Source organism: Ensifer sp. NPDC090286 (genome assembly GCF_044769565.1).
Lineage (GTDB): Bacteria > Pseudomonadota > Alphaproteobacteria > Rhizobiales > Rhizobiaceae > Ensifer.
Genome location: NZ_JBIVYF010000003.1, coordinates 733394 through 751844, shown reverse-complemented (window position 1 = coordinate 751844; position 18451 = coordinate 733394). Strand labels below are relative to the sequence as shown.

Annotated in this window: 18 protein-coding genes; 15 read left to right on the top strand and 3 right to left on the bottom strand. The window is 62.9% G+C overall.

Going from position 1 to position 18451, the window contains the following annotated elements:
- Positions 1-46 precede the first annotated feature (46 nt).
- The 14 genes from trpS (at position 47) to trmB (ending at position 13636) form a co-directional block, all read left to right on the top strand.
- On the top strand, positions 47-1111 hold the full coding sequence (gene trpS / locus ACIQUG_RS18805; RefSeq protein ID WP_043615653.1) for a tryptophan--tRNA ligase: 1065 nt from the start codon (positions 47-49) through the stop codon (positions 1109-1111).
- A 165-nt stretch (positions 1112-1276) separates the two neighbouring features.
- Complete coding sequence (locus ACIQUG_RS18800) at positions 1277-1768, top strand: universal stress protein (RefSeq protein ID WP_043615656.1); 492 nt, start codon at positions 1277-1279, stop codon at positions 1766-1768.
- A gap of 106 nt (positions 1769-1874) precedes the next feature.
- On the top strand, positions 1875-2441 hold the full coding sequence (locus ACIQUG_RS18795; protein WP_043615659.1) for a NifU family protein: 567 nt from the start codon (positions 1875-1877) through the stop codon (positions 2439-2441).
- 101 nt (positions 2442-2542) lie between these two features.
- Positions 2543-3202 carry a tRNA (adenosine(37)-N6)-threonylcarbamoyltransferase complex dimerization subunit type 1 TsaB gene (tsaB, locus tag ACIQUG_RS18790; RefSeq protein ID WP_402323482.1) on the top strand — a complete coding sequence of 220 codons (660 nt, stop codon included), beginning with the start codon at positions 2543-2545 and terminating at the stop codon, positions 3200-3202.
- Between the two features lie 6 nt (positions 3203-3208).
- Entirely contained in the window at positions 3209-3706 is a 498-nt protein-coding gene (locus tag ACIQUG_RS18785; protein ID WP_043615664.1) for a GNAT family N-acetyltransferase, read from the top strand.
- Positions 3707-3860: 154 nt separating this feature from the next.
- Positions 3861-4652 (top strand): 1-acyl-sn-glycerol-3-phosphate acyltransferase, encoded by a 792-nt coding sequence (locus ACIQUG_RS18780; protein WP_060519777.1) that lies wholly within the window; start codon positions 3861-3863, stop codon positions 4650-4652.
- 71 nt (positions 4653-4723) lie between these two features.
- Positions 4724-6124 carry a tRNA (N6-isopentenyl adenosine(37)-C2)-methylthiotransferase MiaB gene (gene miaB, locus ACIQUG_RS18775; protein ID WP_402323481.1) on the top strand — a complete coding sequence of 467 codons (1401 nt, stop codon included), beginning with the start codon at positions 4724-4726 and terminating at the stop codon, positions 6122-6124.
- A 27-nt stretch (positions 6125-6151) separates the two neighbouring features.
- Positions 6152-7207, top strand: a complete 1056-nt coding sequence (locus tag ACIQUG_RS18770) for a PhoH family protein (RefSeq protein WP_043615671.1) — start codon at positions 6152-6154, stop codon at positions 7205-7207.
- Between the two features lie 18 nt (positions 7208-7225).
- Complete coding sequence (gene ybeY / locus ACIQUG_RS18765) at positions 7226-7732, top strand: rRNA maturation RNase YbeY (RefSeq protein ID WP_402323480.1); 507 nt, start codon at positions 7226-7228, stop codon at positions 7730-7732.
- Positions 7733-7744: 12 nt separating this feature from the next.
- The gene (locus tag ACIQUG_RS18760) at positions 7745-8905 is read left to right on the top strand and encodes a hemolysin family protein (RefSeq protein ID WP_402323479.1); all 1161 of its coding nucleotides are present in this window, start codon (positions 7745-7747) and stop codon (positions 8903-8905) included.
- 233 nt (positions 8906-9138) lie between these two features.
- The gene (gene lnt, locus ACIQUG_RS18755; protein ID WP_402323478.1) at positions 9139-10734 is read left to right on the top strand and encodes an apolipoprotein N-acyltransferase; all 1596 of its coding nucleotides are present in this window, start codon (positions 9139-9141) and stop codon (positions 10732-10734) included.
- A gap of 146 nt (positions 10735-10880) precedes the next feature.
- A complete protein-coding gene (locus ACIQUG_RS18750; protein ID WP_043615681.1) occupies positions 10881-11300 on the top strand; it encodes a helix-turn-helix domain-containing protein in 420 nt (139 codons plus the stop codon).
- Between the two features lie 201 nt (positions 11301-11501).
- Complete coding sequence (gene metK, locus ACIQUG_RS18745; RefSeq protein WP_043615683.1) at positions 11502-12770, top strand: methionine adenosyltransferase; 1269 nt, start codon at positions 11502-11504, stop codon at positions 12768-12770.
- 167 nt (positions 12771-12937) lie between these two features.
- Positions 12938-13636: a tRNA (guanosine(46)-N7)-methyltransferase TrmB gene (trmB, locus tag ACIQUG_RS18740; protein WP_402323477.1), complete on the top strand. Its 699-nt coding sequence runs from the start codon at positions 12938-12940 to the stop codon at positions 13634-13636.
- Positions 13637-13801: 165 nt separating this feature from the next.
- Here trmB and ACIQUG_RS18735 read toward each other — a convergent pair whose 3' ends face one another.
- Together ACIQUG_RS18735 and ACIQUG_RS18730 are read right to left on the bottom strand one after the other, a co-directional pair.
- On the bottom strand, positions 13802-14059 hold the full coding sequence (locus ACIQUG_RS18735; RefSeq protein ID WP_034797387.1) for a DUF1150 family protein: 258 nt from the start codon (positions 14057-14059) through the stop codon (positions 13802-13804).
- A 47-nt stretch (positions 14060-14106) separates the two neighbouring features.
- Positions 14107-14538 (bottom strand): Hsp20 family protein, encoded by a 432-nt coding sequence (locus ACIQUG_RS18730; RefSeq protein WP_034797386.1) that lies wholly within the window; start codon positions 14536-14538, stop codon positions 14107-14109.
- A gap of 240 nt (positions 14539-14778) precedes the next feature.
- On the opposite strand from ACIQUG_RS18730, the gene ACIQUG_RS18725 reads away from it, so the two are divergent.
- Complete coding sequence (locus ACIQUG_RS18725; RefSeq protein ID WP_402323476.1) at positions 14779-15723, top strand: nucleoside hydrolase; 945 nt, start codon at positions 14779-14781, stop codon at positions 15721-15723.
- A 75-nt stretch (positions 15724-15798) separates the two neighbouring features.
- Here the strand turns inward: ACIQUG_RS18725 and ACIQUG_RS18720 are convergent, their stop codons facing one another.
- Complete coding sequence (locus tag ACIQUG_RS18720; protein ID WP_402323475.1) at positions 15799-18204, bottom strand: methyl-accepting chemotaxis protein; 2406 nt, start codon at positions 18202-18204, stop codon at positions 15799-15801.
- Between the last annotated feature and the right edge of the window lie 247 nt (positions 18205-18451).

The window sequence follows — 18451 nt, the reverse complement described above, 5'->3', positions numbered from 1 at the left end:
TGGGCCAGCCGGCCCTGGGGCCCTCCACCAGCCTATTGAGGACGACATGAACGAATTCAAGCCGCTCGTATTCTCCGGCGTTCAGCCGACGGGCAATCTCCATCTCGGCAATTATCTCGGCGCGATCCGCAAGTTCGTGGCGCTGCAGGAAAACAACGATTGCATTTACTGCGTCGTCGACCTGCACTCGATCACCGCGCAGCTCGTGCATGAGGACCTGAAGGGGCAGATCCGCTCGATCGCCGCCGCCTTCATCGCTTCGGGCATCGACCCGAAAAAGCACATCGTTTTCAACCAGTCGGCCGTGCCGCAGCATGCGGAACTCGCCTGGATCTTCAACTGCGTCGCCCGTATCGGCTGGATGAACCGCATGACGCAGTTCAAGGACAAGGCCGGCAAGGACCGCGAGAACGCCTCGCTCGGTCTGCTCGCCTATCCGAGCCTGATGGCGGCTGACATCCTCGTCTATCGCGCCACCCATGTTCCTGTCGGTGACGACCAAAAGCAGCATCTGGAGCTGACGCGCGACATCGCCCAGAAGTTCAACATCGACTTCATGGAGCATATCCGCAGCGCCGGTTACGGCGTCGACATGGTTGTCGGTGAGGAGCCGATCCACGCCTACTTCCCGCCGGTGGAGCCGCTGATCGGTGGCGCAACGCCGCGCGTCATGTCGCTGCGTGACGGCACCAAGAAGATGTCGAAGTCGGATCCCTCCGATCTCTCGCGCGTCAACCTGATGGACGATGCCGAGACGATCTCGAAGAAGATCCGCAAGGCCAAGACCGATCCGGACGCGCTTCCGAGCGAAGTGGACGGTCTGAAGGGCCGTCCGGAAGCCGAAAACCTCGTCGGCATTTACGCGGCGCTGTCGGACAAGACCAAGGAACAGGTGCTCGCCGAGTTCGGTGGGCAGCAGTTCTCGGTCTTCAAGCCGGCGCTGGTCGACCTTGCGGTCGAAGTTCTCTCGCCGATCACGGCCGAGATGCGCCGGCTGATGGGCGACACCGCCCATATCGACGCGATCCTCAGGGATGGCGGCGAGCGGGCGCGGGCGCGTGCGGAAAAGACGATGCGCGAAGTGCGCGAAATCATCGGCTTCCTGCAGTAAATTGATTGGGTCCGGGGAACTCCCGGACCCAATTTCATTTTGATGGCCGGCTTTCACCAGCCGAAGGGAGCCTCGACCGGAAGCCTCGGGCACTTTTCCGTGTCCTCGTCCGAAACGCAAAAATCAGACCTTGCGGCGGCTCGCGCGGGATGTATTGTTCACCCTATGGTCTCGACCCGACTCTCTCGACTTGAAGGACACCGCCGCAAATTCATGGCGGTGATTGACGATACCCCGGAATGCGGGCGCGCCGTGCACTATGCGGGCATGCGCGCCAAGAATTCCAATGGTGGCCTCGTCCTGCTCTATGTGATCGCCGACGGCGACTTCCAGCAATGGCTGGGGGTTGAGGAAATCATGCGTGCGGAAGCGCGCGAGGAGGCCGAGGCGACGCTCGCCAAGGTGTCCCAATCGGTGCGCGAGCGCATCGGTATCGAGCCGGAGGTCGTCATCCGCGAGGGCACGGCGACCGACCAAATCCACGCGGCGATCGAAGAGGATCGCGATATCGCCATTCTGGTTCTCGCAGCCGGTTCCGCGAAAGAAGGCCCCGGTCCGCTGGTGTCGTCCATTGCCGGCAAGGCCGCGGCCTTTCCGATCCCCGTCACGGTCATCCCCGATGCCCTGACGGACGAGGAGATCGACGCGCTTAGCTGACCTGCGTCGCTATGTGCTCTTGCGAGCCGAGAGCCATGCTCCTATATTCTTTTGAATTATTCTAAAAAGCTGGGCGGATGCCGCTCCCGGCGAAACGGAGACAGACATGTTCATTCAGACCGAAGCCACGCCGAATCCGGCGACGCTGAAGTTTTTGCCGGGCAAGGTCGTCCTGGAAAACGGCACGGCCGAATTCCGCGACGAGGAAGAAGCACGCGCCGGCTCGCCGCTTGCGGCACGGCTGTTTTCGATCCCCGGCGTCACTGGCGTCTATTTCGGCTACGATTTCATCACCGTCACCAAGGAAGGCCAGGAATGGCAGCACCTGAAGCCGGCGATCCTCGGTTCGATCATGGAGCACTTCATGTCGGGCCAGGCGATCATGGCTGGCAGCGGCCGCGCCGAGCAGTCCGACGAGGAAGACGAGTTCTTCGACGAGGGTGACGAGACGATCGTCGCCACGATCAAGGAACTCTTGGAAACCCGCGTGCGTCCGGCCGTCGCCCAGGATGGCGGCGACATCACCTTCCGCGGCTTCAAGGACGGGACAGTCTTCCTCAACATGAAGGGCGCCTGCTCCGGTTGCCCGTCGTCCACCGCGACGCTGAAGCATGGCGTGCAGAACCTGCTGCGCCACTTCGTTCCCGAGGTGGAGGCCGTCGAGGCCGTCTAATATAGCGCGCGCCTGTCCGGCGCGCCGGTTTCGCGTATCGATTTTGCCGCAAAGCCCGATCGGCTTTGCGGCTTGTGGCGTCTGAAAGATCCTGCGTTGAAATGATTGTACTTGCGCTCGACACGTCCGGTTCCGGTTGCTCCGTTGCCGTCTATGACAGCGAAACGGAAGCCGTGCTCGGGCGTTCCGGGGCCGATCTCGGCAAGGGACATGCCGAGCGGCTGATGGAATTCGTCGACGAGGCGCTGGCTGCGTCCGGCCGGTCGCTTGACGCTATCGACCGTATCGCCGTCACCGTCGGCCCGGGATCCTTCACCGGCATTCGCGTTGGCGTCGCGGCCGCTCGTGGCCTGGCTCTGGCGCTCGGCAAACCCGCCGTCGGCGTTTCGACGCTTGCCGTCGTCGCCGAGGGACTGCGCCGCACGGCAGCCGGAAAGCCCGTCCTCGTCGCCATCGACGCCAAGCGGGACGAGGTCTATCTCCAGGCTTTCGATGCGACCGGCAGTGCCACAGGCGAGCCCGAAGCCCTCTCAGTCGAAAGTGCCCGCGAACGCTACGCCGATTTCGACGGCGTCATTGGCGGCTCCGGTGCGCATCTCGTCGCTGCCGATCTGCCGTCCAAACCTTCAGAACTCATCGATGTTGCCGCGGTTGCCGCCCTTGGCGCCGCTGCCGATCCAGCCTCGGCCAAGCCGCGTCCGCTATATCTCAGAGGCCCCGACGCCAAGCCGCAGGCGGGCTTCGCGATTGCCCGAGCATAGACCGAGATGAGCTTTACCGATTATTTCACCCGCCGCACCGAGTTCGACATCTTCCCCCTGGAGGAAGCGGACCTGATCGCCGCGGCGGCGCTGCATCGTCAGCGTTTCGCGTCCCCGTGGAGCGATGGCGAAATCCATGCGCTTTTGGTGCAGGAAACGGTGTTCGGCTTTGTCGCCCGGCAGACCAATGGCAGCTTCCGCCCGGCCTTCGGTGGGTTTGTCCTGTCGCGTGCGGTTGCCGGCGAGGCGGAAATCCTGACGATCGGCGTCGAGCCGCGTTATGCGCGCTCCGGTCTCGGCTGGCGGTTGATGCAGGCGGCGATGCGCGAAGCGCTGGTCAAGGGCTCCGAGGCCCTGTTCCTCGAAGTGGACGAGACCAATCAGCCGGCAATCGGGCTTTACCGTAAGCTCGGCTTCAACAAGGTCGGCGAACGCCGCGCCTATTACCAGGACAAGGCCGGCCAGCGGACCGCCGCGCTTGTCATGCGGCTCGATCTTCGCTAGTCCCGACACGGACAGGAGCAGGATGAGGAAGGCCAAGGCGGTCTTTCGCCCGCATCCGGCATTGCCCAATTGGAACAGGTCACGATGATCGCGCCGCGGTTCGGCTGAAGATCATCACGATTCTCAAGGTCTCGCGCAGGAAAACTCTTCCCGGATGGTCAATTGGCTACGGATCGCGATCTTCGCAGCGCTTCTGGCGCTGGTTTCGCTCGTGCTGATGCCGATCCAGGTCGTCTGCCTCTGGCTTGACCTGAAACCCCGGCGCCGTCTGCCGCGATATTGGCACCGGCTCGCCTGTTACCTTCTCGGCATCAAGGTGCGCGTCCACGGAATGGCGGATCGCCGCCGGCCGCTTTTGATCTGCGCCAACCATGCCTCCTGGAAGGACATTCTGGTGCTCTCCTCGGTTGCCGATGTCGTTTTCGTCGCCAAGTCCGAGGTGAAGGGCTGGCCGGTCTTCGGCGTGCTTGCCCGGCTGCAGGCGTCGATCTTCGTCGAGCGCGAACAGAAGCGCTCGACCGGCAAGCAGGTGAGCGAAATCGGCGAGCGCATGGCCGCCGGCGAAATCGTCGTGCTGTTTCCCGAGGGGACGACCTCGGACGGCAACCGTTTGCTGGAGATCAAGACCTCGCTTTTCGGTGCGGCCGCTTCCGCCGTGCCGCATTCGCCGACCGGTCTCGTGCATGTGCAGCCGGTCGCGATCTCCTACACCGGCATCCACGGCATGCCGATGGGCCGCTTCAACCGGCCGATCGCCGCCTGGCCGGGCGACACCGAGCTGGTGCCGCATCTGCTCGGCATCCTGCGCGAGGGCGCGATCGAGGTTGACGTCGATTTCGGTGAGGCGATTGACTACGACCGCCACACCAACCGCAAGGAAGTGAGCCGTACGGTCGAGCAACGCATCCGCAGCATGCTGTCGGATCGCCTGCGCGGGCGGGCCTGAGACGTCCCGGGCAAGGGCGGCCGCGCTGAAAATACTTCAACTTCCGACCGCTTTGCACTAAAGAACCCGGCATGACCCAGGAAACTGCCCTTCTGTCGACGACGCCCGCCACGGGCGACGAGCGCGCCCCGGCCCGCAAGGTCTTCGTCAAGACCTACGGCTGCCAGATGAACGTCTACGATTCCGACCGCATGACGGACGCCCTGTCGCGCGACGGCTATGTCTCGACCGACGTGCTGGAAGACGCTGACTTCGTGCTGCTCAACACCTGTCACATCCGCGAGAAGGCGGCGGAAAAGGTCTATTCCGAACTCGGCCGCCTGCGCGACCTGAAGAAGGAAAGGGCCAAGGAAGGCCGCGAGATGGTGATCGGCGTTGCCGGCTGCGTCGCGCAGGCCGAAGGCAACGAGATCTTGCGGCGCGCACCTGCCGTCGATCTCGTGATCGGCCCGACCACCTATCACCGGCTGCCCGAGGCGTTGAAGCGTGCCCGCAGCGGCGAGCGCGTCGTGCAGACGGACTATGCCGTCGAAGACAAGTTCGAGCACCTGCCGGCACCCGACAAGGCAAAGACCCGCCTGCGCGGCGTCACCGCCTTCCTCACGGTTCAGGAAGGCTGCGACAAGTTCTGCACCTTCTGTGTCGTGCCCTATACGCGCGGTTCCGAGGTTTCCCGTCCCGTTGCCCAGATCGTCTCGGAGGCGGAAAAGCTGGTCGAGGGCGGCGTGCGCGAAATCACCCTGCTCGGCCAGAACGTCAACGCCTGGCATGGCGTCGGGCCCGATGGCCGCGAATGGGGCCTTGGCGACCTGCTTTTACGCCTTGGCGAGATCGAGGGCCTTGCCCGGCTGCGTTACACCACCAGCCATCCGCGCGACATGGACGACAGCCTGATCGAGGCGCATCGCTCGATGGAAAAGCTGATGCCCTACCTTCACCTGCCGGTGCAGTCGGGCTCCGACCGCATCCTGAAGGCGATGAACCGCAGGCATACGGCGGCGGAATATCTGGCGCTGATCGCGCGCATCCGCGCCATCCAGCCGGACCTCGCCCTGTCGGGCGATTTCATCGTCGGCTTCCCCGGGGAGACCGATGAGGACTTCGAAGACACCATGCGCCTCGTCGAGGCCGTGGGTTATGCACAGGCATTTTCGTTCAAATATTCGACCCGTCCCGGCACGCCGGGCGCCGAGCTCGGCGACCAAGTTCCCGAGGACGTGAAAGCCAAGCGCTTGGAAAAATTGCAGGCTTTGCTGTTTTCCCAGCAGCGTGCCTTTGCCGAGTCCTGCGTCGGCCGCGAAATCGACCTGCTTCTGGAGAAGAAAGGGCGCATGCCCGGCCAGCTCGTCGGGCGTTCGCCGTGGCTGCAGCCGGTGAATGTTGATGCAAAAGCATCGCAAATCGGTGACATTATCAAGGTGCGAATCATCAAGGCCGGGCCGAACAGCCTGTTTGCGGAGATGATCGGGTAAGGACCGAAAACAAGGAGCCTGAACCGCTTGAACGGACACGAATTGATCTCTTCATCCACGCGCCAGTCGAAAACCACTGCGACAGACGCCAATCACTTCGTGCTGACCTTCGAGAACAATCGGTTCGCCAGCGAGCTCTTCGGCCAGTTCGATCAAAACTTGAAGCTTCTCGAAGAGCGCCTGCGCATCGACGCCCGGCCGCGCGGCAATTCCGTCGCGATCTCGGGTGACGTCGTCGCCACCAACCAGGCTCGCCGAGCTCTCGATTATCTCTACGGGCGGTTGCAGAGCGGCGCGTCGATCGATACGTCTGATGTCGAGGGCGCGATCCGTATGGCGGTTGCCGCCGACGATCAGCTACAATTGCCGACCATGGAGCGTAAAGCCAAATTGACAATGGCGCAGATTTCGACGCGCAAGAAGACGATCGCCGCGCGCACGCCGACGCAGGATGCCTATATCCGTGCGCTCGAGCGGTCCGAGCTGGTCTTCGGCGTAGGCCCCGCCGGTACCGGCAAGACCTATCTTGCCGTTGCCCACGCCGCACAGCTGCTTGAGCGCGGCGCCGTCGACCGCATCGTGCTGTCGCGTCCTGCCGTCGAGGCGGGCGAGCGCCTGGGCTTCCTGCCGGGCGACATGAAGGAGAAGGTCGACCCTTACCTTCGGCCGCTCTACGACGCGCTCTATGACATGATGCCGGGCGACAAGGTCGAACGCGCCATTACCGCCGGCGTCATCGAAATCGCGCCGCTCGCCTTCATGCGCGGTCGTACGCTTGGCAATGCCGCCGTCATCCTCGACGAGGCGCAGAACACGACATCGATGCAGATGAAGATGTTCCTGACCCGCCTGGGTGAAAACGGCCGGATGATCGTCACCGGCGATCCGAGCCAGGTGGACTTGCCGCGTGGCGTCAAGTCGGGCCTGGTCGAGGCGCTGCAGATCTTGAAGGGCGTCGAGGGCGTCTCGGTCGTCCGCTTTAAGGATGCCGATGTCGTCCGCCATCCGATGGTGGCGCGCATCGTCAGGGCCTACGAGTCCCACACGGCCGTGCACGACGAAAGCGAGCAGGGCGACCGCTGACAGGCGGTCGCTGCGATCATGACGGCATTGGATATCCAGATCAGCGTGGAAGAGGGCAACTGGCCGGACGAAGAGGCGTTGCTCGCTTTCTCGTCGCCCGTGCTCGAAGCGGCGGCAGCCTTTCTTGCAAGCGAAGAAAAGCAGCCGCTGCCGAAGATGGCGCCGGAGCTCTCGCTCGTCTTCACCGACGACGCCTCCATGCGGGCGATCAACGCCGAGTGGCGCAACCAGGACAAACCGACCAACGTTCTGTCCTTCCCCGCCTTTCCCGTGACGCCCGGAAAGATGCCCGGGCCGATGCTCGGCGACATCATCGTTGCCCGCGAGACGCTCGAGCGCGAGGCGGTGGAGCTCGACAAGTCCTTCGATCAGCACCTGACGCATCTTCTCGTGCATGGATTCCTGCATCTTTTCGGCTATGATCATATGGAAGATGACGAAGCCGAAAGAATGGAAAGCCTGGAGACTCGCATTTTGGCGCGTCTTGGCTTATCTGACCCCTACGGGGATCGTACCCCGGATTAACAGTTTGGACCGATGAGCGATTATAAAACACAGCCCGTCGCGCTGGCGACCGAGGAGGCAGATGCCTCCGGAGAGGCGGAGGCGGGCAGTAGTAGCACCGCCACTCGACACGAGGGCACGAAATCCACTTCCACCTTCTGGAGCCGGGCCGCGCGCCTTTTGCGCGGCGCAAGTCCATCGAGCCTGCGCGAGGATCTTGCTGACGCGCTGCAGACCGATGCCGACAGCAACACGGTCTTTTCGCCTGGCGAACGGGCGATGCTCAACAACATCCTGCGCTTCCGCGAGGTCCGGGTCGAGGACGTGATGGTCCCCCGCGCCGACATTGAGGCAGTCGATCAGAGCATCACCATTGGCGAGCTGATGGTGATCTTCGAGGAATCCGGCCGCTCGCGCATGCCGGTCTATAGCGAAGGGCTCGATGACCCTCGCGGCATGGTCCACATTCGCGACCTGCTGTCCTACGTCACCAAACAGGCCCGCAATCGCCGTCGCAACGGCAAGGCCCAGGCTTCGACGACAGCTACGTCCGAAAAGACGCCGCGCTCGCCTAAGGCAAGTTTCGACCTTGCGCGCGTCGATCTCGGCAAGTCGCTGGAAGAGGCGGGCATCGTCCGCCAGCTTCTCTTCGTGCCACCTTCGATGCTGGCCTCCGACCTGATGCAGCGCATGCAGGCGGCCCGTATCCAGATGGCGCTCGTCATCGACGAATATGGCGGAACCGATGGTCTCGTCTCGCTCGAAGACATCGTCGAGATGGTCGTCGGCGACATCGAGGACGAGCACGACGACGACGAAGTCATGTTCGCGCGCACCTCGGACGATGTCTTTATCGCCGACGCCCGTGTCGAGCTGGAAGAGATCGCCGCGGCGATCGGTCCCGACTTCGACGTGCGCGAACAGCTCGAAGACGTCGACACGCTCGGCGGCCTGATCTTCGCCTCGCTTGGCCGCATTCCCGTGCGCGGCGAGGTCGTCCAGGCGATCCCGGGCTTCGAGTTCCAGATCCTCGATGCCGATCCACGCCGCGTGAAGCGCGTCCGCATCATGCGCAAGCGCCCGCCTGCCCGCCGCCGCGTCCTGCGGCCGGAAGGCGAGACGGTTGCGGAGGCCGGCGCGATCAATCGCGCCAACGGTGCAGCCGCGCCAGAGGCAACGGCGGACGAACAATAATCGTCCGGTTCCCGCGCGTCTTTGCGCGCGGGGGATACCTCTTATCGCCCACCTTCGATGGCTCCCACGCCCGTGTCGTAAGCACCGATCAAGGGCTGTGGCACCTTGCCTTGACCCCTAATCCAGCCCCGAAAGGGGACAAGCAGCCGGTTTTTTGGAAGACTGGCCCCGATTGATTCGGGTGTTGTTGCGCTCCTCCGCCGTGGCAGGCGGCGGGATCGACTGGAGGCTGCATGGTAAGACTGGCTGGCAGGGTGATGTTACTTTCCGGGTTTCCCCGGGCTTTGCTCGCTTTCTTCGCGGGGCTCATCGCGGTTCTGGCGCAGCCGCCCTTCGGCATCTTCGCCTTTGCTTTCGTCGCTTTCCCGATCCTCGTCTGGTTGCTTGATGGTGCGACCGGAAATCCGGATGGTGGCTTCATCCGGCGGCTCTGGCCCTCGGCGGTTGTCGGCTGGTGGTTCGGCTTCGGCTACTTCCTCGGGGGGCTCTGGTGGCTCGGCAACGCCCTGCTCGTCGAGGCCGATGAGTTTGCCTGGGCGCTGCCGCTCGCCGTCGTCGGTCTGCCGGCCTTTCTTGCGCTCTTCTATGCGCTGGCAACGCTGATCGCGCGCCTGTTCTGGTCCGATGGCGTCGGGCGCATCGCCGCACTCGCGCTCGGCTTCGGCCTTGCCGAATGGCTGCGCAGCTTCCTTTTTACCGGCTTTCCCTGGAATGCGATTGGCTATGCGGCCATGCCGATGCCGCTGATGATGCAGTCGGCAAGCGTCGTCAATCTTTCGACCATCAACATGCTTGCCGTCTTCGTTTTCGCCGCGCCCGCCCTGATCGCGACGGGCCGGGGGAGCCGGATCGGACTTTCGCTTGCCGTCGTGCTTTTTGCCGCCCATGTGGGCTTCGGCTTCTACCGCCTGGCGCAGCCGGCGCCGGCCTCGCCTGAACCGCCGCTGACCGTACGCCTCGTCCAGCCGGTGATCGATCAGGCAAAGAAGCTCGATGACGGCGAGCGTGCCGCCGTGTTCGAGGAGCATCTGGCCCTGACCGCGGTCGCTCCGGAGAAAGACGGCAAGCGGCCGGATATCGTCGTCTGGCCCGAGACGTCGATCCCCTTCATCCTCACCGACAATCCGGACGCACTGGCGCGCATCGCCGAGGTGCTCGACGACGACCAGATCCTGGTTGCCGGTGCCGTACGCGTGGAGGATGCCGGCGGCGGGCTGCCACCCCGCTACTACAACTCGATCTATATGATCGACGGTCGGGGCCAGATCATCGGCGCTGCCGACAAGGTGCATCTGGTGCCCTTCGGCGAATATCTTCCCTTCGAGGACCTGTTGTCATCCTGGGGACTGAGTTCGGTCGCCGCGTCGATGCCCGGTGGCTTCACCGCGGCCAAGAACCGCTCGCTGCTGACGCTGCCCAACGGCCGCACGCTCTATCCGCTCGTTTGCTACGAGGCGATCTTCCCGGATGAGATCGATGGGGCCGCGCGCCGGGCCGATGTGCTTCTCAATATCACCAACGATGCCTGGTTCGGAGATACGCCGGGCCCGCGCCAGCATTTCCATCAGGCACAATTAAGGGCCGTGGAAACGGGCACCCCCCTTGTCCGAGCGGCAAACAGCGGTATATCAGCAATTGTTGATGCACGTGGGGTTTTAATGGTAGGATTATCCTACAATTATAGGGGAGTGGTCGACACACTTCTGCCGGGAAGGATGCCTACCCCGTTGGACGACGCTATGCGAAGCCGCGTTTTCTGGCTGGGTGCGATCTTCCTCCTTCTGGTTGCAGTGTTTTCGCGTGTTAGTTTTAATATTAGGAAGAATTGACCTAAAACCCCTAAAATTGCATAGTGGTCCGCACCATCGTCCTTGTTGTGCTGGCTCTGTCCTTATCACCGTGGCGGTCGCTTCGGTGAGCGTAGGTCTCATGCCGGGCGATGGATAAACGAAACAGCGTGTTTGGGAACGCAGATATGATCGAAAACAAGAAGAAGCCGAACCCGATCGACATTCATGTCGGAAGTCGGATTCGTCTTCGCCGTACGATGCTTGGCATGAGCCAGGAGAAGCTCGGCGAAAGTCTGGGGATCACCTTCCAGCAGATCCAGAAGTACGAGAAGGGCACGAACCGCGTTGGCGCCAGCCGGCTGCAGAACATTTCCGGCATCCTGAACGTTCCGGTTTCCTTCTTCTTCGAGGATGCCCCGGGCGAAAACAATGCCGGTCAGTCGGGCATGGCAGAAGCTTCCAGCTCGAACTACGTCGTCGATTTCCTGTCGTCCTCCGAGGGGCTGCAGCTCAACCGCGCTTTCGTCAAGATCACCGACCCGAAGGTTCGCCGCCGGCTCGTCGATCTCGTCAAGGCACTCGCTGCGGAAGCAGAAAGCGAATAGTTCCAACGTTCCCCGTCGGGACTTGAAAACAAAGCGGCCTCTGTGCCGCTTTTTTCTTGCGCGCCTTTCCCTCCGGCGCACCAAAGTGATTGGCCGCGATGGCGATATAAAGATATATTTATGTCGTTGTGTGCTTGTTTTTCGGTCGCAAAACCACTAACACCGTGCCAGCGCTTTTTCTTCATTGAGGGGACTTCCCGCATGCGTGCAAACTACCTGTTCACGAGTGAATCCGTAGCCGAAGGTCATCCGGACAAGGTGTGTGACCGTATCTCCGACGAGATCGTGGATCTGGTCTACCGTGAAGCGGCCAAGACCGGTGTCGATCCCTGGGGCGTGCGTATCGCCTGCGAGACGCTGGCAACCACCAATCGCGTCGTGATTGCCGGCGAAGTGCGTCTGCCGCCGAGCCTTCTGAAGAAGGACAAGGACGGCAACGACGTCATCAACCCCTCGAAGTTCAAGTCCGCGGCCCGCAAGGCGATCCGCGAGATCGGCTATGAGCAGGACGGCTTCCACTGGAAGACGGCGAAGATCGACGTGCTCCTGCACTTCCAGTCCGCCCACATTGCGCAGGGCGTCGACAGCGCCGCCGACAAGCAGGGCGAAGAGGGTGCCGGCGACCAGGGCATCATGTTCGGCTACGCCTGCCGCGAAACCGCCGAGCTGATGCCGGCGCCGATCTACTATTCGCACCGCATCCTCAACCTGCTCGCCGCTGCCCGCAAGAAGGGCGAGGGCGAAGTCGCCAAGCTCGGCCCCGACGCCAAGAGCCAGGTCACGGTTCGTTACGTCGACGGCAAGCCGACGGAAGTCACCTCGATCGTTCTGTCGACGCAGCACCTCGATGACACCTGGGATTCGGCCAAGGTTCGCGCGGTCGTCGAGCCCTATATCCGCGAAGCCCTCGACGATCTGAAGATCGCCGACGACTGCACCTGGTACATCAACCCGACCGGCAAGTTCGTCATCGGCGGCCCGGACGGCGACGCCGGCCTCACCGGCCGCAAGATCATCGTTGACACCTATGGCGGTGCCGCACCGCACGGCGGCGGCGCCTTCTCGGGTAAGGACACGACCAAGGTCGACCGTTCGGCCGCCTATGCTGCCCGTTACCTGGCAAAGAACGTCGTTGCCGCCGGTCTGTCCGACCGCTGCACGATCCAGCTGTCCTACGCCATCGGCGTTGCCCAGCCGCTGTCGATCTATGTCGACCTGCATGGCACCGGCAAGGTTTCGGAAGACCAGGTCGAAGATGCGATCCGCAAGACGATGGACCTGTCGCCGACCGGCATCCGCCGTCATCTCGACCTCAACAAGCCGATCTATGCCAAGACGTCTGCCTATGGCCACTTCGGCCGCAAGGCTGGCCGCGACGGTTCCTTCTCCTGGGAGAAGCTCGACCTCGTGAAGCCGCTGAAGGCTGCGATCGAAGAGGGCGGCGCTGTCAACGGCCGCGCTGCTGCCTAAACAGGCGATCGGCGCGCCGTCACGCAGCGCATTGAAGATAGCGCAACGTCCTGCTATCAGGCGCTTGCGAAAATCAGGGCGGGTGCTCCGGCAAGGAGCGCCCGCTTCGTTCATTTTGATTTTGGGTTGGCCTGATCCAGGATCGGTATGACCAAGGGAAAGACGACATGACCGAACCGCGCCGCGCCAGAGCAACCGAGGCCTTCTTCGGCCGCCGCAAGGGCAAGCCGTTGCGCGAGCGGCAGGCGGGGCACCTGGAAACCGTGTTGCCGACCCTGAAGCTCGACCTTTCGAACCCGGCGCCGGCGGACCTGAAGACGCTCTATCCTGAGCGCGTGGACCGCATGCGCCTCGAAATCGGTTTCGGCGGGGGCGAGCACCTGATCCACCGCGCGGCCGAAGCGCCATCGACCGGCTTTATCGGCGTCGAACCCTTCGTCAATTCGATGGCCAAGCTCGTCGGTCATATTGAGGAGCGCGGCGTCAGCAACGTCAGGCTCTATGACGACGATGCCACCCAGGTCCTCGACTGGCTGCCGGCCGCGTCGATCGACCAGATCGACCTGCTCTACCCGGACCCGTGGCCGAAGCGCAAACACTGGAAGCGCCGTTTCGTCTCCAAGGTCAATCTCGACCGCTTCGCCCGCGTGCTGAAGCCCGGCGGCGTGTTCTGCTTCGCCTCGGATATCGATACCTATGTCAACTGGACGCTGTTGCACTGCCGCGATCACGCGGCTTTCGAGTGGACGGCAGAGAAGGCTTCCGATTGGCTGACGCCCTATGAGGGATGGCCGAGCACGCGCTACGAGGCCAAGGCACGCAGGGAAGGGCGCAGCTCCGCCTATCTCACGTTTCGGCGGGTCTAAAGCAATTCCAGGAAAAGTGCGGAGCGGTTTTCCGTCCGGAATTGCGGACTAGGAGATCAATTCCAGGAAAAGTGCGAAGCGGCTTCCGCTCCGGCCTGCGTCGCTCTCGCGAGCGACGGCTTTCAATCAAACATCATGGCGCTGCCGCCATGGACGGCAGCACTGTCAGTGCAGGGTAACGGTCTTCAGATCGTCCTCGGCCGCCTTGAAGAAGGTGCTGGAACGGTTGTCTGTCAAAAGGATCGGCGTGCCATCGGCGCCGAACAGCGCCCAGAGATCAATACCCGGTCCCATCTCCGGTGCTTCCGGGAAGCAGCGCGAGACTTCTTCCGAGCGCATTTTCCGGATGTAGCCGATTTCGCCTTCGCCGAGATGGGCGAGGTCGTTCTTCGACAGCGACGAGCTGATGTCTTTCAGTCCCATGGTGACACTCCGTGGTCGCCGGTGAGGGGAGAATCCCGCCGGTTATCCTACTCTGGGACTGAAATGTTAATTTTCTTTACCATACGAACCGGTTCGGGACGAACGAGGTCGACCGAGAGCAGGCCGTTGCGCAGTTCCGCGCCCAGAACCTTCATGCCGTCGGCAAGAACGAAGGTGCGCTGGAACTGGCGTGCCGCGATGCCGCGGTGCAGGTAGTCGCGGTCGCCGTTGTCGATCTGCCGGCCGCGGATGACGAGCTGGTTCTCTTCGGTGGTGACTTCGAGATCCTCTTCGGAAAAACCTGCCACGGCGAGCGTGATGCGCAACCGTTCCGGTTCGTCGGTCGAGGCATCGCCGCGAACGCGTTCTATGTTGTAGGGCGGGTATCCGTCGTTGCCCTTGGCGATGCGCTCAAGGGTCTTTTCCATCGTATCGAAACCCAGCAGAAGCGGGCTCGTAAAAGGGGTAATTCGGCTCATTCTTCAAGTCCTTGCGAGATCAAGCGACCGTTGTTCGGACCTGCCTTGCAGCATCCTTTCCGCAATATGGTAGCTGTGCGCAATGAGTGCAAGCCGCTTGCCTCCGGCGTGCACGCAAATCATAGTCCGCTCTCGCAGAATCCGGGAATGGGACCAAGGAACGCTTGGGCGTTCACTCCCGCCCGGCCGAATGCAACGTATCGATCGCGCCGAACACCGTGATCCAGGGAGGACGAGAAAGTGCCCGTGCCGAGAAAGATAATCATAGACACCGACCCCGGGCAGGACGATGCCGCCGCGATCATGCTCGCCTTCGGCAGCCCGGAAGAGATCGACCTGCTCGGCATCACCGCAGTTGCCGGCAACGTGCCGCTGGCGCTGACGGCCCGCAACGCGCGCATCCTGTGCGAACTCTGCGACCGGCCGAAGGTTCGGGTGTTTTCCGGCGCCGACAAGCCGATCGCCCGCCCGCTGGTCACCGCCGAGCACGTCCACGGCAAGACCGGGCTCGACGGCCCGGAGCTTGCCGAACCGACGATGAAACTCGAGGAACAGAATGCGGTCGACTTCATCGTCGAGACGTTGCGAAAGGAGCCAGAGGGCACCGTGACGCTCTGCACGCTCGGCCCGCTCACCAACATCGCGTTGGCCCTGCAGAAGGCGCCTGACATTGCTCCGCGGGTCAAGGAACTGGTGATGATGGGGGGCGGCTTCTTCGAAGGCGGCAACATCACGCCTGCCGCCGAATTCAACGTCTACGTCGATCCCGAGGCAGCCGACATCGTCTTCCGTTCGGGCATTCCGATCGTGATGATGCCGCTCGACGTCACGCACCGGGTGCTGACCCACAAGGCGCGTGTCCAGAAGATCCGCGACATCGGCAGCCGCCCAGCGATCGCCATGGCCGAGATGCTCGAATTCTTCGAGCGTTTCGATATCGAGAAATACGGCACCGATGGCGGCCCGCTGCACGACCCGACGGTCATTGCCTATCTGCTGCGGCCCGAGCTTTTCACCGGCCGCGATTGCAACGTCGCGATCGAGACCAAGTCGGAGCTGACGGCCGGCATGACCGTCGTCGACTGGTGGCAGGTCACCGGTCGGCCACACAACGCCAAGGTCATGCGCTTCGTCGACGACCAGGGTTTCTTCGATCTTCTGACCGAGCGGCTGGCCCGCATCTGAGCCTCGGTTCGATCATCGTACTCCAAACGAAAACGGCGCCCCGAGAGGCGCCGTTTTCTTTTCTCGTTCCGCTGATCAGAACTCTTCCCAGTTATCCTGGGCAAGCGCGTTGGCGCCGGAGGTCTGGGTCAGCACCCGCTGTGTCGAAGCCGAGTAATTGCTTCGCGCCGGGCTTGCGGCCGGAGCGGGCCGCGCTTCGCGGGCGGGAGCCGCGACCGGAGCCGGGCGTTCAGCCGCGCGCATGCGCTCGGCCGTGCCGCGCAGCATTGCTGCCGAGGACGGCTGCGCCGTTGTTGTCGCCTGCGCGACCCGGAAGCGCGCAACGAGCGTGTTGAGCGTGCGCGCTTCCTCGTTGAGCGCCATGCCGGCGGCGGTCGTTTCCTCGACCATGGCGGCGTTCTGCTGGGTGACCTGGTCCATCTGGTTGACGGCCGAGTTGATCTCCTTCAGGCCGACGGCCTGCTCGGAAGCGGAGCTCGAGATCTGGCGGATGAGGCCGTTGATCTGCACCACCTGCTCGGCGATCTTCTCGAGTGCGCCGCCGGCCTTGCCGACGAGATCGACGCCTTCGCGCACCTGGCCGGCTGAGGTGTTGATCAGGGTCTTGATCTCCTTGGCGGCGTTGGCGGAGCGCTGGGCGAGTTCGCGTACTTCCTGGGCGACGACGGCAAAACCCTTGCCGGCGTCACCGGCACGCGCCGCTTCGACACCGGCATTCAGTGCCAGAAGGTTGGTCTGGAAGGCGATTTCGTCGATGACGCCGATGATGCGGCTGACCTCGTGCGAGGACTGTTCGATGCCCTTCATCGCGGCGATCGCCTTCTGCACCACTTCGCCCGACTGTCCGGCGTCGCTGCTGGCCACGTCCACCGATTTCGCCGCAACCTTGGCGTTCTCTGCGCTGGCGTTGACCTGCGAGGTCAGCTCGTCGAGGGCTGCTGCGGTTTCTTCCAGGCTTGCGGCCTGCTGTTCGGTGCGGTGCGACAGGTCGTTGGCGGCGCTGCTGATTTCGCTGGTGCCGTTGCTGATGTTGACGACCGAATGGTTGACGGTGCGGATCGTCTCTTCGAGGCTTTCCATCGTCGCGTTGAAGTCGCGCTTGAGCTGCGCGTATTCGCCCGGGAAATCGTCGGTGATGCGGAAGGCGAGATCGCCGGACGACAGATGCGAGAGACCCTTGCCGAGGCGTGCGACGATGTCGCGCTGTAGAGCGCTCGATTCGGCGCGCTCGGTTTCCGAGCGGCCGCGTTCGCGCTCAGCCTGTTCGCGCTCATGGCGGGCTTCGCCTTCGAGGCGTTTGGTATCGGCAAGCTGATGGCGGAAGCCTTCGAGCGCCTTGGCGACTTCGCCGGTTTCGTCGGAACGATCCTGGCCGGCGATCGCCTTGGTGTAGTCGCCGTGGCTGAGGTCGTTCACGTCCTTGACGAGGCTTGCCAGCGGCTTCTGCACGAAACCACGAACGGCGAGATAGAGACCAAGCAGCACGGCGCCGAGCACGACGAGGCCGCCGACGATCATCATGTAGGTCTGATCCTTGACCGGAGCGTTGATCGCGGTGCGCGGCACGTCGACGAGCACGATCCAGCTGGTGCTCACGCCCGAGAGGGTGAACGGATAGACGAGACGGTCGAAGGGCTCGTTGCCATCATAGGAGAGGTTGGAGATGATGCCCGGCTTGCCGGAGGCGAGCGCGTTCTTGACGACCTCGTTGCCTTCGCCGTCATACTCCTTGAGCAGAAGGTCCGGGATCGGCGCGACCAGCCATTTGCCGGTCTGCGACAGCAGGTAGACGCGGCCGGTGTCGAAGGGCTTCAGCTTCGAGAGGCCATCGCCGAGCGAAGCGAGCGAAATGTCGACGCCGGTGACGCCGAGAAGCTTGCCGCCGGACATGACCGGATAGGCGATCGAGCTCATCGCGGTCGGAACGTCGGTGTCCTGTGCGGTGTAGGGCTGAGTGATTGCACCCTTGCCGCTTGTTGCAGCGAGTTTGTACCACTCGGCCGCGTAGTCAGCGCCGAAAGTGGAGTACTGGATTTCGTTGGTGCGGCTCTTCGACCAGTAGGGCGTGAAGATGCCCTTGTCGTTACCGCCCAGTTCCTTGTTGTTGACGACGTCTTCCTGGCGGCCGTCGAAGGCCTTGGGCTCCTCCGCGAACCAGCTGCCGAAGGCAAACGGGTTCTGCTCGAGGTTTGCCCTGAGGATGTTGATCACCCCGGTGCGCTCCAGCGACTTTTCGGCATGTGCGCGGCCGAGGATGCCCGCCATCGAGCGGGCCGCACTTGCAAGCTCGCCGATGTCGCCGGCAATGTCGGAGGCAATCGCGCGGGCTTCGCCGCTTGCCTGCTCGAGGACCAGCGTTTCGACGCGGTCCTGGGTCTGGGAGATGAGAACGAAATTCGAGGCAAGCAGGACAAGTGCGATCGTGCCGCCTGTCACCGCGATCAGTTTGGTCGCCAGCGATTTGGCTTGGAACTTGAACATGAAATCCTCACGTGCTGGGAGGTCCGCAGGTTTCGCCTGCGGTGGACGCATTTCGCAATGGGGGTGAACTCCATCATGGAGCGTCAGATGCCGACCGGCATGTTGGAGGCGACCAGGCGCTTCGGCCGGTTTTCTCAGGGTCCTGAATAGACTGGAGAATCTTAAGATAGGGCCAACACGGACGTTATTTTACGCGTCGCTTGCATAAAATTGCGCGCAAAGTTTTATGTCCGCGACATCGGCTGTC